Source organism: Microbacterium sp. DMC48, from assembly GCF_056313825.1.
Genome location: NZ_JBQUZN010000003.1, coordinates 130,142 through 151,235, shown reverse-complemented (window position 1 = coordinate 151,235; position 21,094 = coordinate 130,142). Strand labels below are relative to the sequence as shown.

The window sequence follows — 21,094 nt, the reverse complement described above, 5'->3', positions numbered from 1 at the left end:
ATGGCGGGCGGTGCGCCCGTCCAGAAGGCGCAGAACTTCGGTCCGAGTGCGCGGCGGCTGCTGGGCACGTTGCGTGTTGATCGTGCCAGCCTGGCACTGGTGTTCCTGCTCGGTGTGCTGTCAGTGGGTCTGTCGGTGCTCGGTCCGAAAATCCTCGGCGACGGCACCAACGTCGTGTTCGCGGGCTTCATCTCGATGCAGGTGCCGGCCGGGGCCACGAAACAGCAGGTCATCGATCAGCTGATCGCCAGCGGCAACCAGCAGCAGGCCGACATGCTCTCGGCGATGGACTTCACGCCCGGAGCGGGCATCGACATGTCGCGACTGGGGGCGATCCTCATCGCGGTGCTGGCGATCTACATCTTCGCCGCGCTGTTCAACTGGCTGCAGGCGCGCCTGCTCAACGGCATCGTGCAGCGCGCGATGCACCGGCTCCGTGTGCGCGTCGAAGAGAAGGTCCATCGTCTGCCACTCGCGTACTTCGATGGCGTGCAGCGCGGGGAGCTGCTCAGTCGCGTCACCAATGACGTCGACAACATCGGCCAGTCGATGCAACAGACGCTGTCGCAGGTGATCATGTCGCTGCTGACGGTGATCGGCGTGCTCGCGATGATGTTCATCATCTCCCCGCTTCTGGCGGTCATCGCGCTCGTGACCATTCCGTTGACGGTGATCGTGACGATGCTCGTCGCGCGCCGCTCGCAGAAGCTCTTCGTCGCCCAGTGGAAGGCGACCGGCATCCTGAACGCGCGTGTGGAAGAGACCTTCTCCGGCCATGCGATCGTGAAGGTGTTCGGCCACCAGCGGGCCGTCGAGCAGGACTTCGCCGCGGAGAACGACGAGGTCTATCGCGCGAGCTTCGGCGCGCAGTTCCTCTCCGGCGTGATCATGCCGGCCATGATGTTCATCGGCAACCTGGTCTACGTCGCCATCGCGGTGGCGGGCGGCCTGCAGGTCGCCGCCGGGGTGCTGTCGATCGGCGACGTGCAGGCCTTCATCCAGTACTCGCGACAGTTCACCCAGCCGCTCAGCCAACTGGGCTCGATGGCCAACCTGCTGCAGTCCGGCGTTGCCAGCGCCGAGCGCGTCTTCGAGCTTCTCGATGAACCCGAGCAGACGCCCGATCCCACCCCGGCGGACAGCGTTCCCGCCGACACCGCAGACCTGGCCTTCGAGGACGTCTCGTTCCGCTATGCATCTGACAAGCCCCTGATCGACGGGCTGTCGATGCACGCCCGCCCGGGCAGCACCGTCGCCATCGTCGGTCCGACGGGCGCCGGCAAGACGACGCTGGTGAACCTGATCATGCGCTTCTACGACGTGGATGCCGGTGTCATCGCCCTGGGCGGGCTGGACACTCGGCGGATGACCCGGGACGACCTGCGCGCACGCACGGGCATGGTGCTGCAAGACACCTGGCTGTTCTCCGGAACCATTCGCGAGAACATCGCCTACGGCAGACCCGACGCCTCCGAGGAGGACATCGTCGAGGCAGCGACGGCCGCGTACGTCGATCGTTTCGTGCACGCCCTGCCCGACGGCTACGACACCGTGCTCGACGACGAAGCGACGAATCTGTCGGTGGGGGAGCGGCAGCTGATCACGATCGCCCGCGCGTTCCTGGCGGATCCGAGGATCCTGATCCTCGATGAGGCGACGAGTTCGGTCGACACACGCACCGAGTTGCTCATCCAGCGCGCCATGTCGCGGCTGCGGGCCGACCGCACCGCGTTCGTCATCGCGCATCGCCTGTCGACGATTCGCGACGCCGACCTCATCCTCGTCATGGAGAACGGCACGATCGTCGAACAGGGCACCCACGAGCAGCTGCTCGCCGCCCACGGCGCGTACCGCCGCCTCTACGATGCCCAGTTCGAGGCTCCGGTCGACGACGAGGCCGACGCCGCCGCTTCGCAGCCTGTCGGCGGGGTGCAGCCCCGACCCGTCCACTAGAGTGGGACCGTGCCCGAAGCCGCGACTCACTCGCGCACCATCCCGCTCGCGGACGGTGCCGTCGACCTGCAGTGGGCGGAGCTGACCCATACGGGCCGTCGGCGAGAGATCAATCAGGATGCCGTCCTCGCTCGCTATCCGCTGTTCGTGGTCGCCGACGGGATGGGTGGCCACATCGGCGGTGAGATCGCCAGCAGCAGCACGATCGCACGCCTCGAATCGATGGTCGGCAAAGGCGAGGTCAGCCCGAAGAACATCGAGAAGGCGCTTTCCAAGGCCGTCGGCGACATCGCCTCGCACCCCGAAGCCACCGATGACGGCACGGGGACGACGGTGACCGGGGTCTACCTCGACACCTCCACCCCCGAGCCCACGTGGGTGACCCTCAACATCGGCGACTCGCGGGTCTATCTCTTCCGCGACGGCGGCCTCGCCCAGGTCACGACCGATCATTCCGTCGTCCAAGAGCTCATCGCCGCGGGGCGGCTCAGCCCTGAAGAGGCCGAGAACCACCCCTACGGAAACGTGATCACACGCGCCGTCGGTCCCTCCGACGGCGTCGCGCCCGACTACGTGCGACTCGAGGTCATCGACGGCGACCGCTTCGTGATCTGCAGCGACGGCCTCACCAAGGAGCTGACGGACTACGGCATCCTGCACTTCCTCCTGCAGCACGACGATCCGGCCGCCGCAGCGGCTGACATGCTCGACGCTGCGCTGGAGAACGGCGGTCGCGACAACATCACGATCATCGTCCTGAACGTGCACCGCACCGGTTCCTCCCCAGCGACGGACTGACACCGTTCGTGCACCGGTCGCTCCGGTGCGCGTCGCACCGTGGCGCCGGCCCGCTTGACTGCCGACATGACCGATGTCGACGATCTCGACGACGAGCCGCTGCGCCTCCCGCCCGCCCCGACACCGCCGGCGCGGGCACCGCTGCCGGTCGTGACCGCCATCGTTCCCGTCGTCGGTGCGCTCGTACTGTGGCGCGTCACGGGGTCGGTCCACGCTCTCTGGTTCGCAGCTCTCGGGCCGCTCGTCGCGGTGGCATCCTTCATCGACGGACTGCGGACGACCAGGCGTGCCCGACGGCGTGCGCGCCGCGAACACCTCCGTCTGCTGGCGCACCTGGACGAAGCGGTCGACCGGCGCCACGAGGCGGAGCGGCGTCGCGCGTGGCGGCGCACGCCCGACGTGGCGACGCTGTGCGCCGATGAGGCGGAGGTATGGCGCTCGGTGCCCGGCCGCGAGGAGGTGCTGGTGGTCGGGCGTGGAGAGGGGCCGAGCAGCCTGCGGATCGAGGGTGAGCCCGCCGACGATGCCGCGCGTGAGGTGCGACGGCGAGCTCGGCGCCTCGATGATGCGCCCGTGACCGTGCCCCTGCGGGCGGGGCTGGCCGTGCGCGGTCCTCTCGCACAGAGCACGGCGGTGGTCCGGGGGCTCGTGATGCAGATCTGCCTCGTCCATGCTCCCGGCCGCGTCCGGATCGTCGACCTCGACGCCGTGGAGGCGATCGTGGGCCACGTGCCACTCCCGCACGCGCTCGCGAGTGCCGGCGATGCGCTCGTGGTCGCGGAGGGCGCGGCCCGCCTCCCTTCGGATGCGCAGATCCCGATCGTCGTGGTGGCCGGCGACGCGCCGCCACCGCCGCGCTGTCGCGCGGTTCTGACCCTCGTGGGCGGCGACGAAGCCGTCCTGGACCATGAGGGATCGACGCGGACGGTGCGCATCGAGGCGTTGTCAGCGGTGCAGGCAGCCGAGGTCGCGGGGATGCTGTCGGAACGCGCGCGTGAGCTGGGTCAGCGCGGTGACGCTCCCGTGGGGTTCGAGGAGCTCGTCGGCGGTCGCGCCGGCCCGGGACTGAGCGCCGCCATCGGTGTGAGCGCAGGAGAGGTCGTCACGGTCGACCTCGTGGCCGACGGACCCCACGCCGTCGTGGTGGGCATGACCGGCTCCGGCAAGAGCGAGCTGCTCGTCACGTGGGCGGCCGGCCTGTGTCGCGGTCGAGATGTCGGGGAGGTCTGCCTTCTTCTCATCGACTTCAAGGGCGGCCGCACCTTCGACGCCCTCACCGTTCTTCCGCACGTCACCGGCGTCGTCACCGATCTCGATGACCGTGCGGCCGTGCGGGCGGTCGAGAGCCTGCGAGCCGAGATCCGGCGCCGAGAACGCGTCCTCGCCGCTCACGATGCCCGAGATGTGGACGAGGCCCCGGGGGCGCTGCCGCGACTCGTCGTGATCGTGGACGAGTTCGCCGCACTGGTCGGCGCTCACCCCGAGATGCACGAGCTGTTCTCGGATGTCGCGGCGCGCGGGCGCGCACTCGGCATCCATACGATCCTGGCGTCCCAGCGCGCGGCCGGAGCCTTCCGTGACGGGCTGCTCGCCAATGCACCACTGCGGATCGCACTGCGTACCCTCGATGCCGCAGACTCGCGCGCCGTGATCGGCGCGGACGACGCGGCGCGATTGTCCGGCCGCGCCGATGCCCGAGGGACGGCGCTCGTGCGTCGTGCGGCCGACGTCGATCCACAGCGCGTGCGGATGGCGAGATGCTCCCCGGTGGCGCTCGCGGCGATCAGAGACGCGGCGGGAGACGAACGCGCGACGGCGCCGTGGCTGCCTCCGCTCCCGCTCGCGGTGGAGCTGGATCGGGTAGCGGTGACCGGTCGTATCGCGCTGGGACTCTCGGACGAGCCGCAGCGGCAGCGCCAAGCGCCCGTGCTGCTGCCGCGGGCGGCGACGGCGCTGGCGGTGATCGGAGCACCGGGAAGCGGCCGCTCGTCCTTGCTGCGCGCCGTCGCCCGCCAGCTGCCGCACGCGCCGACGTGGGTCCCCGGCGACCCCGAGGCCGCATGGGACGCTGTCGCCGCCGCCGTGGACCGGCGCGCGGGGACGGGCGTGGTCGTCGACGACCTCGACGCGCTCCTGGCGCGCTATCCCACCGACTATGCGGCGGAGATGATGTCGCGCATCGAGCGGCTCGTGCGTGACGCGGGGCAGACCGGAGGCCTCGTGGTCTTCTCGGCGGCGCGATGCGCAGGGCCGCTCGCCCGCCTGCTGGATCTGGTTCCGCACCGCGCCATCCTGTCGTTGGCGACGCGCGCCGACCACGTGGCGGCTGGGGGTGAGGGGGCCGACCACGACCGCGATCAGCCGCCCGGGCGGGGGCGATGGGGTCGCCTCCTGGTGCAGTTCCTCCACGACGGCGCCCGCGCGACCGCGCCAGGGCACGCCTCCCCGCCGCCGACCTGGAATCCCGGCGAAGCCGGCCCGGCCGGTCTGGTGGTCGCGCCCGGGTTCGCCCGTGACGCGCTGAATCGCGCGAGCGTGGAACGCGATGTTCCGATCGTCGGCGTCGCCGACGCCGCGACGTGCAGCGCGACCGGGGGACGGGCACTCGTCGTCGGCACGCCCGAGGAGTGGCTCGCCCACTGGAAGCTCCTGGGCGAACTGCGCACGCGTCACGAGCTGGTCGTCGCCGCAGAGTGCATCGCGGACTATCGTGCCCTCACGGGCCGACGGGACCTGCCCGTCTACGCCGCTGCGGGTGCCGGCCGCGCCTGGCGACTCGCGCCGGACGGCGTCGCTCAGCGCGTCCTGCTGCCCCGGCCGTGAGCGGCCGTGGACCGGAACGCGAGGGATCAGACGGTGGGACGGATGCGTCCCACCTCGCGCCCTCCACCGGTGATCTCCAGCGGCAGCTGGTCGAGCGTCGCGGCGACGTCCGCCGACGACAGGGCGCCGACGCGCTCCAGCAGACGGATCGCGACGGCCGTCGCGACGCGGCCACTGCCGTCCAGCGTCTTCAGGGCCACCGTCGCGCCGTTGGGGGCCGTCATGATCATGATCCCCTCGGCGCCCCCCTTGGCGAAGACGCCGAGCCGCTCGATCGCGATGGTGTCCGGGCGGCCCGGCCCGTCGATCGCCCACGGGTTCTCGCGGACCGCGCGCACCAGCGCTCCGGCCAGACGGTGCAGGGCGAAGGGGGAGCGCTCCGAGGCGGTGCCGATCCGATGCGCGGCGCGGGCGAGGGCGGTCAGGCTCATGGCGTACACCGGTGCTCCGCAGCCGTCGATCGCGGTCGTGGAGATCTTCGTCCCCGTGAGCCGTTCGATGACCTCACGGATATGCACCTGCAGCGGATGCTGCGGGTCGAGGTAGCTCTCGATGTCCCACCCGTTCGCGGTGCAGGCCAGCAGCATCGTCGCATGCTTTCCGGAACAGTTCATGCGAATACGCGCCGGCTGTCCGAGTTCGCGCACGAGCTCATCGCGCGTCGCCGTGTCGCCGGGCCACGCGGGCGGGCACTGAAGGTGGTCCTCGCCGAGACCGGCGGTCGCGAGGATCTCCCGGACGACGGCGGCGTGGCGGTCGGTTCCGCTGTGGCTGGCGGTGGACAGCGCGAGCTGCTCGCCTTCCAGGGAGACACCCGCGGTCAGGCAGCCGAGTGCCTGCAACGGCTTCATGCTCGAGCGGGGCAGGATCGGCGTATCGACGTCGCCGAGGCTCAGTTGGACGACGCCCTCGGGGTCCAGCACGATCGCTGCTCCGGCGTGCCGCGACTCGATGAAGCCGCTGCGCTCGACGACGGCGAGTTCCACCGCATCGGCGACAGCGATGGTGCCGGAGGGTGCGGAGGGACGGGACACGGTGAGAGGATCTGACACGCACAAGAGCCTACTTTCTTCGCGGGCCGCGGAACGGGTCGGCGGGGACCACCGAGGAGACGGGGATGCGCCAGCTGGACGAGGTCGCCGATGGGATCTGGGTCGCGACGAGCCGGCGCATGGCCACCACGAGCACCGTCATCGTGGGTGGAGCCGAGGCTCTGCTCGTCGATCCCGCGTGGGACCCGGACGAGCTCGACGCACTGGCAGCCACGCTGAACGCCCGCGGGCTGCACGTTCGCGCGGGCTTTGCGACCCACGCCCATCACGACCATCTGCTGTGGCACCCGGCGTTCGGGGACGTCTCGCGCTGGGCCTCCGACACCACTGCCGCGCTCACCGTCTCGCAGCGCGCTGAACTCGTCGCTGCGCTGGACGACGAGGCGCCGCCGTGGTTCGCCGAGCTCATGGGCCGTGTCAACGGCATCGGAGACCGCTTCCCCGCCGACGGTCTGCCGAAGGGGGTGCACATCGTGCCGGTCGTCCACGACGGTCACGCGCCGGGACACACGGCGCTGTGGCTGCCGGAGCGGCGCGTGCTGATCGCCGGCGACATGCTCAGCGACGTCGAACTGCCGCTGCCGTTCTCTCCCGACGACCTGCCGGCCTACCTCGACGCTCTCGACCGGCTCGCGCCGTTCGCGGCGCGCGCCGCGGTGATCGTTCCCGGTCACGGAAACGTGGGCGCGGACGCGCGTGCTCGCCTCGACGCGGACCGACGCTACCTCGATGACATGATCCGCCGAGGACGCTCCGACGATCCACGTATCGCCAACCCCGGCATGGCCGAAGAGCACGCGCATCTGGCGGAACTGGCGGCCGCGTACCGCGCTGCGGGTGGCAGACTGGCGAGATGATCGGTGAACACCGTTACGCACTGCAGGCGCGGTGGACAGGAAATCGCGGCACCGGAACGAGCGGGTACCGCGACTACGACCGCTCGGTGACGCTGTCGATCGACGGCAAGCCGGCTCTGGAGGCTTCGAGCGATCGTCCCTTCCGCGGCGATCCTTCGAAGTGGAACCCCGAGGACATGCTGCTGGCCGCGCTGTCGGAGTGTCATCTGCTGTCCTACCTCCACGCCTGCGTGCAGGCCGGTGTCGTCGTCGTGTCCTACACCGACGACGCGACGGGGCGGATGACCGAGGACGGTCGAGGCGGCGGCGCCTTCACCGAGGTCGTGCTGCGACCGCGGGTCGAGGTCGCCGCAGCGTCCATGGTCGCCGCGGCTGAGGCCGCACACGCGCAGGCGCACGAGTGGTGCTTCATCGCGAACTCGGTCAACTTCCCGGTTCGTCACGACGCCGTCGTCACGGTGGCCCCGGATGCCGCAGTCAGCGGCGTTCGTGCGGAAGGACCTGCTTGAGGCGTTCGACGGGATTGGACGCTGGAGCCTCGTTGTAGGCGTTTGCCAGCTCCTGGCCGGAGAGCGCGTGGATCGCGGCCATGATCTCATCGGTCGCCTGACGGCGGGCGCGCCCGGAGTCGGCGGAGCCGTGATGAGAGAGGTCGAGGGGTTCGCCGAAGCGCACCGTCACCCGCGGGCGCAGGCGGGGAAACTTCGCTCCGACGGGCATGATCTCGTTGGTTCCGACCAACCCCACGGGAATCACGGGTGCGCCGGTCTGCAGCGCGAGGAACGCGACACCGGTGCGGCCTTTGTACAGACGCCCGTCGAGGGAGCGCGTCCCCTCCGGATAGAGCGCGGTCGACCACCCCGCGTCGAGCATCCGTCGCTGCTGCTCGAGAGCATCCAACGCCGCCTGGCCCGCTCCGCGCTGAACGGGGAACGCGCCGACGGCGTAGAAGAACTGTCGGGAGAACCACCCCTTCAACCCGGCGCCGTCGAAGTAGCTCGACTTGGCGAGGAAGCGCACCGGCCGCGGAGCGGCCATGGGGATGACGAAGGAGTCGATGAACGACAGGTGGTTGCTGGCGAGGATCACCGCGCCCTTGCGGGGGAAGTTCTTGCGTCCCTCGATGCGCGGACGGTACAGCAGCCGCGCGAGCGGGGCCACGACCCATCTGCCGATGACGTAGGTGGGGCCGATGCCGGTGACGTCATGGGCGTCGGCCGAGGCCTGCAGCTCGCCGGCGGCGTCGGGGGCGGGCTCTGCGGATGTCACCAGACGAGGGTACTCCCGATCGCATGCCGCCATGAGCATGGCGAGAGCGTGGCGCTCCCAGCGCACGCAGAACAAAGTAGGGGAGGATGGGTGTGAATCCGTCTTCCATCTGTGAGGTCCTATCGTGCGCCTGCGCCCGCTCGTCGCTGTTTCCGTCGCCGCTGTGTCCGTCATCCTGCTTGCGGGCTGTTCCGGCTCCAACGGCGCCACCGCGTCCGGGAGCCCGACCGCCGCGCCGGCGGCGGATCTCTGCGACGCGCAGGTCTCGTCCGGTGCCGCGGCCGACGCGGTCACGGTCAGCGGAGACGCGGGAGCAGCTCCCACCCTGTCGTTCACGGCGCCGATCCAGATCGACAAGCTGCAGGCGAAGACCATCGACAAGGGGTCGGGTACCCCGGTGGCGGCGGGGCAGTTCATCTCCTACGCCATGACGGCCTACGACGCCGAGACGGGCCAGAAACTCGGCGATATCGGCTACAAGCCCGGTCAGCTCCTGCCCGCGCAGATCTCGGCATCCAGCCCCCTCGGCCAGGTCCTCGGTTGTGGCGCGCCCGGCGAGCGCGTCGTCGCGACCTTCCCGGCGAGCGAGCAGGGTGCGGCCCAGGTGTACGTGGTCGACCTGCTCGGAATCGTCCCGAGCGCCGCCTGGGGCGCCGAGCAGGCTCCTGTGGCGGGGATGCCGACGGTGTCGCTGGCCGACAACGGCGCGCCGACGATCACGCTTCCCGGCGGCAACCCGCCCACCGAGACGCAGATCGCCACCCTGAAGAAGGGCGACGGCGCCACTGTCCAGAGCGGCGACCAGGTGCTGGTGCAGTACACCGGCGTGCGCTGGTCGGACGGCAAGACCTTCGACTCGACGTGGGACAAGGGCGGCGTGCCGACGAGCTTCACCACCACCGGTGTCGTCCCCGGCTTCCGCAAGGCCCTGGAAGGCCAGACCGTCGGCTCGCAGGTGCTCGTGACGATGCCCCCGGCGGACGGCTACGGCGAGGGCGAGATCAACACGAACGACCTCAAGGGCGAGACCCTGGTGTTCGTCGTCGACATCCTGGGCGCCCAGACCTCCGCGGCCCAGTAACCGGCCCGCCGGTAGGCTGGCCGCATGCGGCGCATCCTGATCCTCGGTTCGACCGGTTCCATCGGCACCCAGGCTCTGGATGTGATCCGCACCCGCCGTGATCAGTTCGAGGTGGTGGGACTCGCCGCCGGACGCGACGCGGCGGGCGTCGCCGCGCAGGCGATCGAATTCGGGGTCGAGCACACCGCGCTGGGCGCGGTCGAAGCCGAGCAGCTCGTGCGGGATGTGGAGGCCGATGTCGTGCTCAACGGCATCACCGGATCGGTCGGCCTCGGCCCGACGCTCGCCGCGCTCGAGACGGGGCGTACCCTTGCGCTGGCCAACAAAGAGTCGCTCATCGTCGGTGGTGATCTGGTCACCGCCCTCGCTGCGCCGGGTCAGATCGTCCCGGTCGACTCCGAGCACTCTGCGATCGCGCAGGCCCTGCGCGCCGGGACGAGCGACGAGGTGCGTCGGCTCGTGCTGACCGCCTCGGGAGGGCCGTTTCGCGGTCGCACCCGCGCCGAGCTCGAACGGGTGACGCCAGCCCAGGCGCTGGCTCATCCGACCTGGGACATGGGACGTGTGGTCACCACGAACTCGGCGACGCTGGTCAACAAGGGGCTCGAGGTGATCGAGGCCCATCTGCTGTTCGACGTCGACTACGACCGCATCGACGTCGTCGTGCACCCTCAGTCGATCGTCCACTCGATGGTCGAGTTCATCGACGGGTCGACGATTGCACAGGCGTCTCCGCCGGATATGCGGCTGCCGATCTCGTTGGGCCTCGACTGGCCACACCGCATCGGCGGCGTCGGTGCGCCCCTGGACTGGACTCGGGCGAGCTCGTGGGGCTTCGAGCCCCTCGACGAGGAGGCCTTCCCGGCGGTCATGCTCGCCAAGCAGGTGGGGCGCGCCGGCGCGACCTACCCCGCCGTGTTCAACGCGGCCAACGAGCAGGCTGTCGATGCGTTCCACGAGGGACGCCTGAGCTTTCCCGGCATCCTGGACACCGTCCAGCGGATCGTCGATATGCACGAGGCGCCGTCCACGCTTTCGCGCGAGACCCTCGCCGCCGCGGAGGCCTGGGCACGTGCTGCCGCCGATGAGGCGATCGCCGCCGCCTGACATCGATGCGCCCCGCGCCGGCAGAGGGGACCGGACCGCCCGCAGAGGATGGGGAGGGCGGTCCGGTCAGCGCCCGATTCGGGGGACGATCGGGGCGCGAGGCCGCGGGGGAAGCGGCGGCCGAGACGAGGGAGAGCAGGGAAGGTCAGTACGTAAGCAGGCCGTGTGCGCGGAACTGATCGCGGACGCGGTCGACGAGTTCCACCGAGGGCGGTTCGGTCTCGGCCAGACGGTAGTCGCGTCCGAGGGTGTCCCACTTGTCGCGACCCATCTGGTGGAACGGCAGCACCTCGACGCGGGTGACCGTCCCGGAGCGGATCTCGTTGAGTGACGCGGCGTACGCGGCGACGGCCTCGACGTTGTCCACGTCGTCGGTCAGACCGGGGACGAGGACGAACCGGATCCACACCTCGGGACCGTCGGGTCGTGTCGCCAGGCGGCGGCCGAAGGTGAGCGTGGGCTCGAGTTCTCGTCCCGTCACCTCGCGGTACGTTTCGGGGTCGCCGCTCTTGACGTCCAGAAGGACGAGGTCGACGTCGTCGAGCATGGCGTCGGAGGCCGCGGCGCCGAGGTAGCCGGACGTGTCGATGGCGGTGTGGATGCCGAGCTCCTTCGCGCCGCGCAGGATCCGCGCCGCGAAGGCGGGTTGCATGAGCACCTCTCCGCCGGAGAGGGTGATGCCGCCGCCGGTCGCCCGGAACACCGCGGTGTAACGCTCGATCCGTGAGAGCAGCTCGTCGCTCGTGACGGGCTGTCCATCCTTCATCGCGAGGGTGTCGGGGTTGTGGCAGTAGAGGCACTGCAGCGGGCACCCGCTGAGGAACGTGGTCAGCCGCGTTCCCGGCCCGTCGACGGCGGTGACGAGCTCCCAGGAGTGCACGGAGCCGAGTCGCCCCTCGCGCATCGCGGTAAGGCGCTCATGACGGTCGACGTCCGAGACGGCGAGACCGTCGAGGCCGGCGCCGGTGCGCCGATGGGCGGGCGCCTGGAGGGGGACCTCCAGGCGCACCGCGTCATCGGGCAGGGCGGGGAGGGCGGACGGCACCGCGTTGCACGGGTGGCGGCGGAGCATCGCCCTGGCCATTGTCCTCAGCTTCTCTCTGCGTGTCGGTTCGTGTGCCGGGGATGCGGATCACATGGAGCCGTGGAACGTACGCGACAGGACGTCGAGCTGCTGCTCGCGTGTGAGGCGGACGAAGTTCACGGCGTAGCCGGAGACCCGGATGGTCAGCTGCGGGTAGTTCTCCGGGTGCTCCATGGCATCCTCGAGCGTCTCGCGGTTCAGCACGTTGACGTTCATGTGATAGCCGTGCGAGCCCACGTAGGCGTCGAGCAGACCGGCGAGGTTGCGCACCTGCTCCTCGGCGGTGCGCCCGAGGCCGCTCGGGACGACGGTGTTGGTCAGCGAGATGCCGTCCTGCGATTGGGCGTAGGGGATCTTGGCGACCGACAGCGCCGAGGCGAGCATGCCGTGCGTGTCACGACCGTTCATGGGGTTGGCACCCGGGGCGAACGGCTCGCCGGCGCGGCGACCGTCGGGCGTGTTGCCCGTCGCCTTGCCGTAGACGACGTTCGAGGTGATCGTGAGCACCGACTGCGTGGGCAGGGCACCCCGGTACATCGGGTGACGGCGGATCTTCGACATGAAGCTCTCCACCAGGCCCACGGCGATCTGGTCGGCGCGGTCGTCGTCGTTGCCGTAGCTCGGGAACTCGCCCTCGGTGAGGTAGTCCACCACGATGCCGCGTTCGTCGCGCACCGGGGTCACGGTGGCGTACTTGATGGCCGACAGCGAATCCGCCGCCACCGAGAGCCCCGCGATTCCGCAGGCCATCGTGCGCAGCACATCCTTGTCGTGCAGAGCCATCTCGATGCGCTCGTACGCGTACTTGTCGTGCGACCAGTGGATGCAGTTGAGGGCCTCGACATAGGTCTCGGCCAGCCAGTCCATCGTCTTGTCGAAGCGTTCCATGACGTCGTCGAAGTCCAGCGGTCCGTCGCCGACGGGCGCGGTGGCGGGCGAGACCTGCTTGCCGGTGACCTCGTCACGTCCGCCGTTGATGGCGTACAGCAGCGTCTTGGCGAGGTTGACGCGAGCACCGAAGAACTGCATCTGCTTGCCGACACGCATCGGGCTCACGCAGCACGCGATCGCGGCGTCATCGCCCCAGGCGGGGCGGATGATCTCGTCCGACTCGTACTGCACGGCCGACGTGTCGATCGACACGCGCGCGCAGTAGTCCTTGAACCCCTGCGGCAGCTCCGGGCTCCAGAAGACGGTCATGTTGGGCTCGGGTGCCGGCCCCAGGTTGTAGAGGGTCTGCAGGAAGCGGAACGAGTTCTTCGTCACGAGGGGGCGACCGTCCTCGCCCATGCCGCCGATCGTCTCGGTGACCCAGGTCGGGTCGCCGGAGAACAGGCTGTCGTACTCGGGGGTGCGCAGGAAGCGGACGATGCGCAGCTTGATGACGAAGTCGTCGATGATCTCCTGCGCCTCGGTCTCGGTGATCAGGCCCGCCTGCAGGTCGCGCTCGATGAAGACGTCGAGGAACGTCGAGGTGCGTCCGAGCGACATCGCGGCGCCGTTCTGCTCCTTCACGGCGGCGAGGTAGCCGAAGTACAGCCACTGCACGGCTTCACGCGCGGTGGTCGCCGGCCCGGAGATGTCGAAGCCGTACGCCGCTGCCATCTGCTTCAGTTCGCCGAGCGCGCGGATCTGTTCCGCGTGCTCTTCGCGCATGCGCACGACCTCTTCGGTGAAGGGCGTCGTGTCCAGACCGAGCTTGTCGACCTTCTTGGCGGCGATCAGCTGGTCGATGCCGTACAGCGCGACGCGGCGGTAGTCGCCGATGATGCGGCCGCGGCCGTAGGCGTCCGGGAGTCCGGTGATGACGTGCGAGCTGCGCGCGGCGCGGACGTTCGGCGAGTACACGTCGAAGACGGCCTCGTTGTGCGTCTTGCGGTAGCTCGTGAAGATCTCCTTGAGGGTCTGGTCGACCTCGTAGCCGTAGGTCTCGAGCGCGCCCTCGACCATGCGCCAGCCGCCGTTGGGCATGATCGCGCGCTTCAGCGGCGCGTCGGTCTGCAGGCCGACGATGAGCTCGTCGTCCTTCGCGATGTACCCGGGGCCGTGGGCGGTGATGCCGGCGGGCGTGTGCGCGTCGACGTCGTAGATGCCCTTCTCGCGCTCGGTCGGGAACATCGCCGACAGCGTGCTCCAGATGCGCGTGGTGCGGGCCGTGGCGCCGGTCAGGAACGAGGCGTCGCCGAGGTACGGCGTGTAGTTGCGCTGAATGAAGTCGCGCACATCGATCGCGTCCTGCCACGGGCCGGCGGTGAAGCCGTTCCAGGCGACGGGCTGCATGTCCTGTGCGGAGGGGGTGACGGTGGTCATGATTCGCTTCCTCAAATCCTCGTGGGAGCGGCCCGTCCACCCATCCGTGGGCGAGTCGTTGAGGTCAGCCTAGCGCTTGTGGTCAGACCACAAAGAGAGCATGGATGCCGCCGACAATCGACTCTCCGGAAAGACGGACGCCCCTTGTGGTCAGTCCACAAGGGGCGTCGCGGGGTCGCGGGTGTCGCTGGTCTCAGGCGGGGCGCGTCGGATCGGAGTCCGGCGTGGAATCCCGCGGGTAGGGCACCACCCACGACGGTGCCGGCGGGGCCCATCCGGCTGCGGCGAGGGCTCGGCGTGCGAGCTCTCGCGCCGAGTACGGCACACGAGCGCCTCGAATGTCGCGATAGTCCTGGTGGCCGGGGCCCGCCCAGAGAATCGCGTCGCCGTCGCCGACGCGCGAGATCGCCTCGACGATCGCCCGTTCCGGCGGCGAGATCTCGAGGATCTCGGTGGCCGACACGGCGGCGCGAGCGCCGGTGAGCAGTTCGGCGCGGATGTCGTCGGGGTTCTCGTGTCGCGGATGGTGATCGGTGATGATGAGGACGTCGCTGCCGAGCGCGGCAGTGCGTCCCATATCGAATCTCTTGGTCGTGTCGCGGTCGCCGTCGGCGCCGAACAGCATCAGAACGCGTCCCGGGGTGATGCGCCGCACGGCGGCAAGTGTCTTCTCGAACGCGTCGGGGGAGTGGCCGAAGTCGACGTAGACCGCCGGGCCGCTCTCTCCGGACACGCGCTGTGTCCGCCCCGGGACAGCCGCCTCGATCCGGCGGCCGTCGAGGGCCGCGGCCAGCCGCTCCCACGCGTAGCCCGCCTCTCGGAGCATCACGATGGCGAGCGCCGCGTTGGAGGCCATGTGCGGGCCGATCACCGGAACAGTGGTCGTCAGCGACTGCCCATCGGGGCCGTGAAGAGCGAAGGTGGTGCCGTGTTGTCGCTCGGCGACGATGTCCACGGTCCAATCCGCCGCGACCGGCTCCACGGCCAGGGCCGGGGTGATGATCGTCGTGGTGGGAACCCTCGCCGCCGCGACGACCTCGGCGCCGTATTCGGAGTCGAGGCTCACCACCGCCCGACGACTGCGTTCGGGGGTGAACAGCGGCAGCTTCGCGCGGAGGTAGGTGCCCATGTCGCCGAAGTCGTCGAGATGGTCGTGCGTGAGGTTGGTGAAGCCCGCGACATCGAAGACGATCCCGTCGACCCGGTGACGTGCCAGCGCCTGCGCGCTCACTTCGTCGGCCACCGCCTCCACCCCGCGCTCGCGCATGTGCGCGAGCAGAGCGTGGAACTCGGGCGCCTCCGGCGTCGTGAGCCGTGAGGTGATCACCTCGGAGCCGATGTGGCGCTCCGCCGTCGACGACAGACCCGCGACGACGCCCAGCTGCTCCAGAACCGCCTTGAGGAGATGCGCGACGCTCGTCTTGCCGTTCGTTCCCGTGACGCCGAGCATGATCGGCACGTTCTGGTCCGTGCCGTAGATCCAGGCCGAGATCTCACCGAGGATGCCGCGCGGGTCGTCCACCACGGCGATCGGCACGCCCGCGCCGGCTGACAGCTCCGCGCCCGCACGGTCGGTGATCACGGCTGCCGCCCCCGCCGCGACGGCAGCCCCCACGAACTGCGCGCCGTGATGGTTGCGGCCGGGGAGCGCGACGAACAGATCGCCGGGACGCACGTCGTCCGTTGCCAGCGTCACTCCGGAGACGATGACATCGCCGTCTCCCTCGCCCTGTTCGCCCCCGAAACGGCGCACCAGATCTCCGAGTCGGACGTGGGGCGCACGCAAAGGACGGACGGTAGGCGGGAGATTACTGTCAGCGTCGGAAGTCATAGTTCTCTCATGCTTTCGCATATATCTATGCGAGAGCTATGACCAGGCTACCTCGTTCATTTCGGCACGCGGCCCGGTCGCCGCATGAGCGGCGGCCGGGCCGCGTGCCGGGACGAGCCGGGTATCCGTCAGGCGCGGCGTCGACGCACCAGCGCGACGACGAGCGCTGCGATCGCGGCGGCGAGGGCGCCACCGCTCAACCAGCGTGCGACCGGGTCGGCATCCGACGCGGCCGCGGCGGTCGTGGCGGCGTGTGCATCTGCATCGCCGTCGGTCGTCGACGCGTGCTCGTGGTCGCCGGAAGCGGTCGACACCGCGCCCACCGCGACGACGGGGGCGGGCGACGTCAGGTCGTCTTCCGTCTGCCCCTCTGCAGCGACCTCAGACCAGTCGGTCGACCCCGTCTCGCACGTCTGGAGCACGGGGAAAGCGACCGAGGTGTTCGCGGCGCTCGACGAGAAGATCACGTCGAGCGCGACCGAGGCCGCCACACCGGAGTCGACGGGCGTGACCGCCGTGAAGGTGACGGACGACGGGATGCCGTCGGTGTTGAGCTCACGGGAGATCTTCCAGGCGCCGTCGAGCACTGGCTTCACGCCGTCGATGCCTTGGGGGATGGTGATCTTCACTGCGGTGGTCGGCGAGTCCTCGCAGCCGTGGCTGAACGAGAACGCGAGCCGTGTGCTCGATCCGGCATCCGACGCGTCCGGCGTGACGTGCACGTGGGCCGACGCGGCGAGCGGCGCCGCGAGCACGAGCGCCGCGCCGGCGAGAACGCCGGCGATCGTGCGAGCGCGGCGGCGGGAGGGGGAGGTGACAGTCATCAGGGTGCTCTTTCTGTTCGTTCGGTGCGCGGCGGATGCCGCGATGACGGGTGCGGCGACGCCGCGGGGTGCCGCGGAATGCGGCGGTGCTCAGCGTGCGAACGCCGGCGGACCCCGTCGAGTGAGAACGGACAGGTGGGCCTCGTCACGCGCGACGCGTGGTGCGAAGGACGGAAGGACGACCCACGGGAAGGCGGGCGGCGCCACCGCGCGCGGGCGGCTCAGGACGCGCCGGATACCGCGACCCAGCACCGCCAGAAGCTGCTCGCCGTAGGAGACGAGTGCGACGGTGATGACCGCGGCCAGGACGTGGGCGATCAGCATGCCGAGGGTGAAGTGCGCGGCATGGTGCCCTGCGTCGGGCGCGGTCGGCCCGACCGTGAGCGCGCCGTGCACGTGCCCGGTGCCGGCCGCGGGCAGCGACGCGGGGCCAACCTCGGCGAACACCGTGTGCAGCGCGATCTGAGCCGCCGCGATGGCCGCGGCCGTCCTCGGCAGACTGCGTCGCCGGCCGACCAGCGCGACGGCCACCGGCGACGCGAGGATCGTGACAGCGACGATCAGCCACAGCGGGGGCGCGTCCGCGCCGCCGAAGGTGTGCCCGGTCGAAGCGATCGTGGTGGCGATCGCGGCGGCGCTCGTGCCGCGCAGAGCACGCACGCGGCGGCTCATCGATCGCTGGGGCACCTGACGAGCCTATCGGGGCCGGGGACGTGCGCGCCGCGGGGACGGAGCGCACTCGAGCGCTGAGCGAACTCAAAGCGGCGACCGGTACCCTCTTGGCTCGTGACCCTCATCGCCTTCATCGTCGGCGTCGTGCTGCTGGTCGTGGGGCTCGCGGCATCCATCGCTCTCCACGAGGTCGGGCATCTCGTGCCCGCCAAGCTCTTCGGCGTGCGAGTCGGTCGCTACATGGTGGGTCTCGGGCCCACGCTGTGGTCACGTCGGATCGGCGAGACCGAGTACGGCGTGAAGGCGCTGCCGCTCGGTGGCTACATCTCCATGGCGGGTATGTATCCGCCGGTCCCGCAGACGGTCGCGGCCGCGGCATCGTCGCAGCGGCGCGCCGGCTTCTTCGCGTCGATGGTGCAGGACGCGCGGGCCGCCAACGAGGAGACCCTCGACGGTGAGGACCGCGCCGGCACCTTCTACGGACTCCCGGTGTGGCGGCGGATCGTCATCATGCTCGGCGGGCCCGTGATGAACCTTCTGCTGGCGATGCTCCTCTTCGCGATCGTCTTCAGCGGCATCGGTGTGCAGACCGCGACGACCACCATCGCGGCTGTCAACCAGTGCGTGCTGCCCGCAGGATCGACCCAGACCGCGTGCGCGGCGGACGATCCCGTCTCACCCGCGGCGGCCGCCGGCATCCAGCCCGGTGACGTGATCGTCTCCGTGGACAGCACATCGGTGTCGACGTTCGAGGAGGCGTCGGCGATCATCCAGGCCTCGCCCAACCGTGCCATCGCTGTCGTCGTTCGCCGCGACGGTGTCGAGCAGACCCTCCAGGTCACCCCGATGCTCGCCCAGCGTCAGATCGCGGGGCCTGACGGCACCACCGTCACCGCCGACGTCGGCTTCGTCGGAATGACGGCGACGACGGACTACGTGCACCAGCCGCTGTGGGCAGGTCCCGCCGCCGCGGTGCAACAGGCCGGTCAGGTCGTCGGGATCATGTGGCAACTGCCGGCGCGGGTCTACCAGACAGCGTCCGACATGATCACCGGGGCTCCGCGCGATCCGAACGGGCCGCTGTCGGTGGTCGGCGTCGGCCGGCTCGCCGGCGAGGCCGCGGCCACCGATGCGCCGGTGCTCAACCGCGTCGCCACCATTCTCGGGCTGTTGGGCTCGCTCAACCTGGCACTGTTCGTCTTCAACCTCATCCCGCTGCTGCCGCTGGACGGTGGCCACGTGGTGATCGCCCTCTGGGAGGGCGTGAAGCGCGCCTGGGCCCGGCTGTGGCGCCGCCCGCCGCCGCGCCCCGTCGATGCGACCACGCTCGTCCCGGTGACGTTCGTCGTGGTCGTCGCGATCGTCGTGATGGGCGGCATCCTGATCCTGGCGGACATCGTGAATCCGCTCAAGATCTTCGGCTGAGTCAGTCGAGAGCCCAGGACACCAGTCGTTCGAGCGTGGCGAGGCCGTCGCGCGAGAGGATCGACTCCAGGTGCCCCTGCACCGAGGCGTAGCCCGGTCCGCGCAGGGCGTAGACGTCACCGGAGGCCCCATCCGCCGAGATCTCCGTGCGCCCGAGGCGGGCCGTTCCCGGTTTCACGCGGGCCGTGAACGTGTTGTAGAACCCGATCGACGATGGTTCTCCGAAGACGTCCACGGTCTTCTGCAGGCCCTGATGGGGCGTCGCCAGGGGAGCGAGGTCCAGGCCGAGCCGGTCGGCGAGGATCTGGTGGCTCAGACAGACCGCCAGGAGGGGCCGGCCGCCGTCGAGGCGGGCGGCGACGACGTCGCGCATGGCGCGGATGCGTGCGCTGCCGTCGTCCCGCGGATCGCCCGGGCCGGGTCCGGCGACGACGATGTCGGCCGCCGCGAGAGCGTCGGCTTCGGCCGCGGCGCGGCTCCAGGGCACGATCGAGGTGGCGAAGCCGAGGTGACGCAGCTGGTGGGCGAGCATCGTGGTGAAACGGTCCTCGGCATCCACCACCACCGCCGTGCGGCCGCCCGAGGGACCCGCAGCAGCGGTCTGCTGCGGGTTCAGCCAGAAGGGGGCGAGCCGCTCGTTGCGCGCCGCGAGCAGCGCGGCGATCGACGGGTCGTCGGCCAGGCGGGGCGCCGTCGATGCCGGGGCGTCCTCGTCGAGGAGCGTGTCGGGGGCCGCATCGCGTGCCACGGCGCCGATGGCCCCGAGCACGCCGGCCGCTTTGCCGTGGGTCTCTCCGACTTCGCCCTCGGGGTCGGAGTGGCGCACGAGCGTGGCGCCCACGGGAACGCGCAGGGTGCCGTCGACCAGGTAGGCGGTGCGAATGAGGATGGGCGCATCCAGGTCGTGGCGACCGTCGGCGGTGGGGGTGAACAGTGCCGCGACGCCGGAGTAGTAGCCGCGGGGCTCGCGTTCGTGCCGCTGGATGACCGTGCACGCGTTCTGCATGGGCGATCCGGTGACCGTCGGTGCGAACATCGTCTCGCGCAGGATGTCCCGCGGGTCCATCGTGCTCGTGCCACGCAGCATGTACTCGGTGTGCGTCAACCGCGACATCTCTTTGAGATGCGGGCCGGTGATGCGGCCCCCGTCGCTGCAGACGGCGCTCATCATCTTGAGTTCCTCGTCGACGACCATGAAGAGCTCTTCGGTCTCCTTCGTCGACGACAGGAACGCGGTGAGCGTCTCGGCCGTGGCTCCTCCGACGGGGTGGCGGAAGGTGCCCGAGATCGGGTTCATCGTGACGACGCTGGTGCCCGCGATCGTCGCGCCGGCGCGCCGCGCGCTGACGTGGGCCTCCGGGCTCGCGCCGACCGCGAGATGACCGGGCGTGGACACGAGGAAGGTCCAGTAGGCGCCGCGTTCGTGCTCCAGCAGGGCGCGGAACCAGGTGAGTCCCGCGGTGACCGCGTCGGTGTCGACGGATGCCGTGAAGTCACGGCGGATGACGAAGTTCGCGCCTTCGCCGCGGCCGATCTCGTCGGCGATGACGCGGCGGACGATCGTCGCATACTCGTCATCGCTGACGTCGAATCCGGCGTCGGCCAGCGGAACGGTCTCGGACGGCAGGGTCGACAGCAGCGCGGCGCGCTCGAGTGTCACGTGCTCGTCGACCACGAGACAGCGCAGCGGCGCGCCGTCGTCGTGGCACGCGAAGCCCCGCTCGACGACCTGCCGATAGGGCACGAGCGCCAGCACCTCTCGCGGGGTGCCCGTCGCATCCGTCAGCGGGATGTCGGACAGCAGGGGGACGTCGACCACCTCGCCGACGAGGAGCTCGACGGTGCCGGCATCGCGGGCGATCAGGGCGAACGGACGTTCCGCGCGCAGCACGGACTCCAGCGGGGAGGGGCTCGGGGTCATCGCCGGGCCTTTCTTCAGGTCGGGCGGGCTGCATTCGTCCGGGAACGAAAAGACCGCCTCGAGGGCGGTCTGTGTCGTGGGTCGCGA

Annotated in this window: 16 protein-coding genes; 8 read left to right on the top strand and 8 right to left on the bottom strand. The window is 70.3% G+C overall.

Annotated features, from left to right (window positions below; genetic code table 11):
- The 3 genes from ACT53O_RS00745 to ACT53O_RS00735 all read left to right on the top strand — a co-directional run bounded on the left by ACT53O_RS00745 (nucleotide 1) and on the right by ACT53O_RS00735 (nucleotide 5,574).
- Nucleotides 1-1,953, top strand: coding sequence for an ABC transporter ATP-binding protein (locus ACT53O_RS00745; protein ID WP_476150952.1), 1,953 nt, complete (start codon nucleotides 1-3; stop codon nucleotides 1,951-1,953).
- Nucleotides 1,954-1,962: 9 nt separating this feature from the next.
- Nucleotides 1,963-2,751: a PP2C family protein-serine/threonine phosphatase gene (locus ACT53O_RS00740; protein WP_039414538.1), complete on the top strand. Its 789-nt coding sequence runs from the start codon at nucleotides 1,963-1,965 to the stop codon at nucleotides 2,749-2,751.
- A gap of 66 nt (nucleotides 2,752-2,817) precedes the next feature.
- Nucleotides 2,818-5,574 (top strand): FtsK/SpoIIIE domain-containing protein, encoded by a 2,757-nt coding sequence (locus ACT53O_RS00735; RefSeq protein ID WP_476150950.1) that lies wholly within the window; start codon nucleotides 2,818-2,820, stop codon nucleotides 5,572-5,574.
- A gap of 26 nt (nucleotides 5,575-5,600) precedes the next feature.
- Here ACT53O_RS00735 and ACT53O_RS00730 read toward each other — a convergent pair whose 3' ends face one another.
- Nucleotides 5,601-6,626: an asparaginase gene (locus tag ACT53O_RS00730; protein WP_476150948.1), complete on the bottom strand. Its 1,026-nt coding sequence runs from the start codon at nucleotides 6,624-6,626 to the stop codon at nucleotides 5,601-5,603.
- Between the two features lie 65 nt (nucleotides 6,627-6,691).
- Between ACT53O_RS00730 and ACT53O_RS00725 the strand changes: the two genes are divergently transcribed.
- Together ACT53O_RS00725 and ACT53O_RS00720 are read left to right on the top strand one after the other, a co-directional pair.
- A complete protein-coding gene (locus ACT53O_RS00725) occupies nucleotides 6,692-7,483 on the top strand; it encodes an MBL fold metallo-hydrolase (RefSeq protein ID WP_295818598.1) in 792 nt (263 codons plus the stop codon).
- On the top strand, nucleotides 7,480-7,992 hold the full coding sequence (locus tag ACT53O_RS00720; protein WP_112932675.1) for an OsmC family protein: 513 nt from the start codon (nucleotides 7,480-7,482) through the stop codon (nucleotides 7,990-7,992). The genes ACT53O_RS00725 and ACT53O_RS00720 overlap by 4 nt, the downstream gene beginning before the upstream one ends.
- Here ACT53O_RS00720 and ACT53O_RS00715 read toward each other — a convergent pair.
- On the bottom strand, nucleotides 7,961-8,791 hold the full coding sequence (locus tag ACT53O_RS00715; RefSeq protein ID WP_112932986.1) for a lysophospholipid acyltransferase family protein: 831 nt from the start codon (nucleotides 8,789-8,791) through the stop codon (nucleotides 7,961-7,963). The two genes, ACT53O_RS00720 and ACT53O_RS00715, sit on opposite strands and share 32 nt — an antisense overlap.
- Before the next feature lie 124 nt (nucleotides 8,792-8,915).
- Between ACT53O_RS00715 and ACT53O_RS00710 the strand changes: the two genes are divergently transcribed.
- Together ACT53O_RS00710 and dxr are read left to right on the top strand one after the other, a co-directional pair.
- Nucleotides 8,916-9,833, top strand: a complete 918-nt coding sequence (locus tag ACT53O_RS00710; RefSeq protein WP_295818594.1) for an FKBP-type peptidyl-prolyl cis-trans isomerase — start codon at nucleotides 8,916-8,918, stop codon at nucleotides 9,831-9,833.
- 24 nt (nucleotides 9,834-9,857) lie between these two features.
- Nucleotides 9,858-10,940 (top strand): 1-deoxy-D-xylulose-5-phosphate reductoisomerase, encoded by a 1,083-nt coding sequence (gene dxr / locus ACT53O_RS00705; RefSeq protein ID WP_294978884.1) that lies wholly within the window; start codon nucleotides 9,858-9,860, stop codon nucleotides 10,938-10,940.
- 145 nt (nucleotides 10,941-11,085) lie between these two features.
- Here the strand turns inward: dxr and pflA are convergent, their stop codons facing one another.
- The 5 genes from pflA to ACT53O_RS00680 form a co-directional block, all read right to left on the bottom strand.
- Nucleotides 11,086-12,024: a pyruvate formate-lyase-activating protein gene (pflA, locus tag ACT53O_RS00700; protein WP_378794568.1), complete on the bottom strand. Its 939-nt coding sequence runs from the start codon at nucleotides 12,022-12,024 to the stop codon at nucleotides 11,086-11,088.
- Between the two features lie 48 nt (nucleotides 12,025-12,072).
- Nucleotides 12,073-14,334 (bottom strand): formate C-acetyltransferase, encoded by a 2,262-nt coding sequence (pflB, locus tag ACT53O_RS00695; protein WP_476150945.1) that lies wholly within the window; start codon nucleotides 14,332-14,334, stop codon nucleotides 12,073-12,075.
- Nucleotides 14,335-14,527: 193 nt separating this feature from the next.
- Entirely contained in the window at nucleotides 14,528-16,165 is a 1,638-nt protein-coding gene (locus ACT53O_RS00690) for a Mur ligase family protein (protein WP_476150943.1), read from the bottom strand.
- A 128-nt stretch (nucleotides 16,166-16,293) separates the two neighbouring features.
- Nucleotides 16,294-16,989 (bottom strand): DUF1775 domain-containing protein, encoded by a 696-nt coding sequence (locus tag ACT53O_RS00685; protein WP_476150941.1) that lies wholly within the window; start codon nucleotides 16,987-16,989, stop codon nucleotides 16,294-16,296.
- 90 nt (nucleotides 16,990-17,079) lie between these two features.
- The gene (locus tag ACT53O_RS00680; RefSeq protein WP_476150940.1) at nucleotides 17,080-17,676 is read right to left on the bottom strand and encodes a hypothetical protein; all 597 of its coding nucleotides are present in this window, start codon (nucleotides 17,674-17,676) and stop codon (nucleotides 17,080-17,082) included.
- 99 nt (nucleotides 17,677-17,775) lie between these two features.
- On the opposite strand from ACT53O_RS00680, the gene ACT53O_RS00675 reads away from it, so the two are divergent.
- Nucleotides 17,776-19,086 carry a M50 family metallopeptidase gene (locus tag ACT53O_RS00675; RefSeq protein ID WP_135948387.1) on the top strand — a complete coding sequence of 437 codons (1,311 nt, stop codon included), beginning with the start codon at nucleotides 17,776-17,778 and terminating at the stop codon, nucleotides 19,084-19,086.
- 1 nt (nucleotide 19,087) lies between these two features.
- On the opposite strand, the gene ACT53O_RS00670 is transcribed toward ACT53O_RS00675, so the two are convergent.
- Entirely contained in the window at nucleotides 19,088-21,007 is a 1,920-nt protein-coding gene (locus tag ACT53O_RS00670; RefSeq protein ID WP_476150938.1) for an anthranilate synthase family protein, read from the bottom strand.
- Nucleotides 21,008-21,094 lie beyond the last annotated feature (87 nt).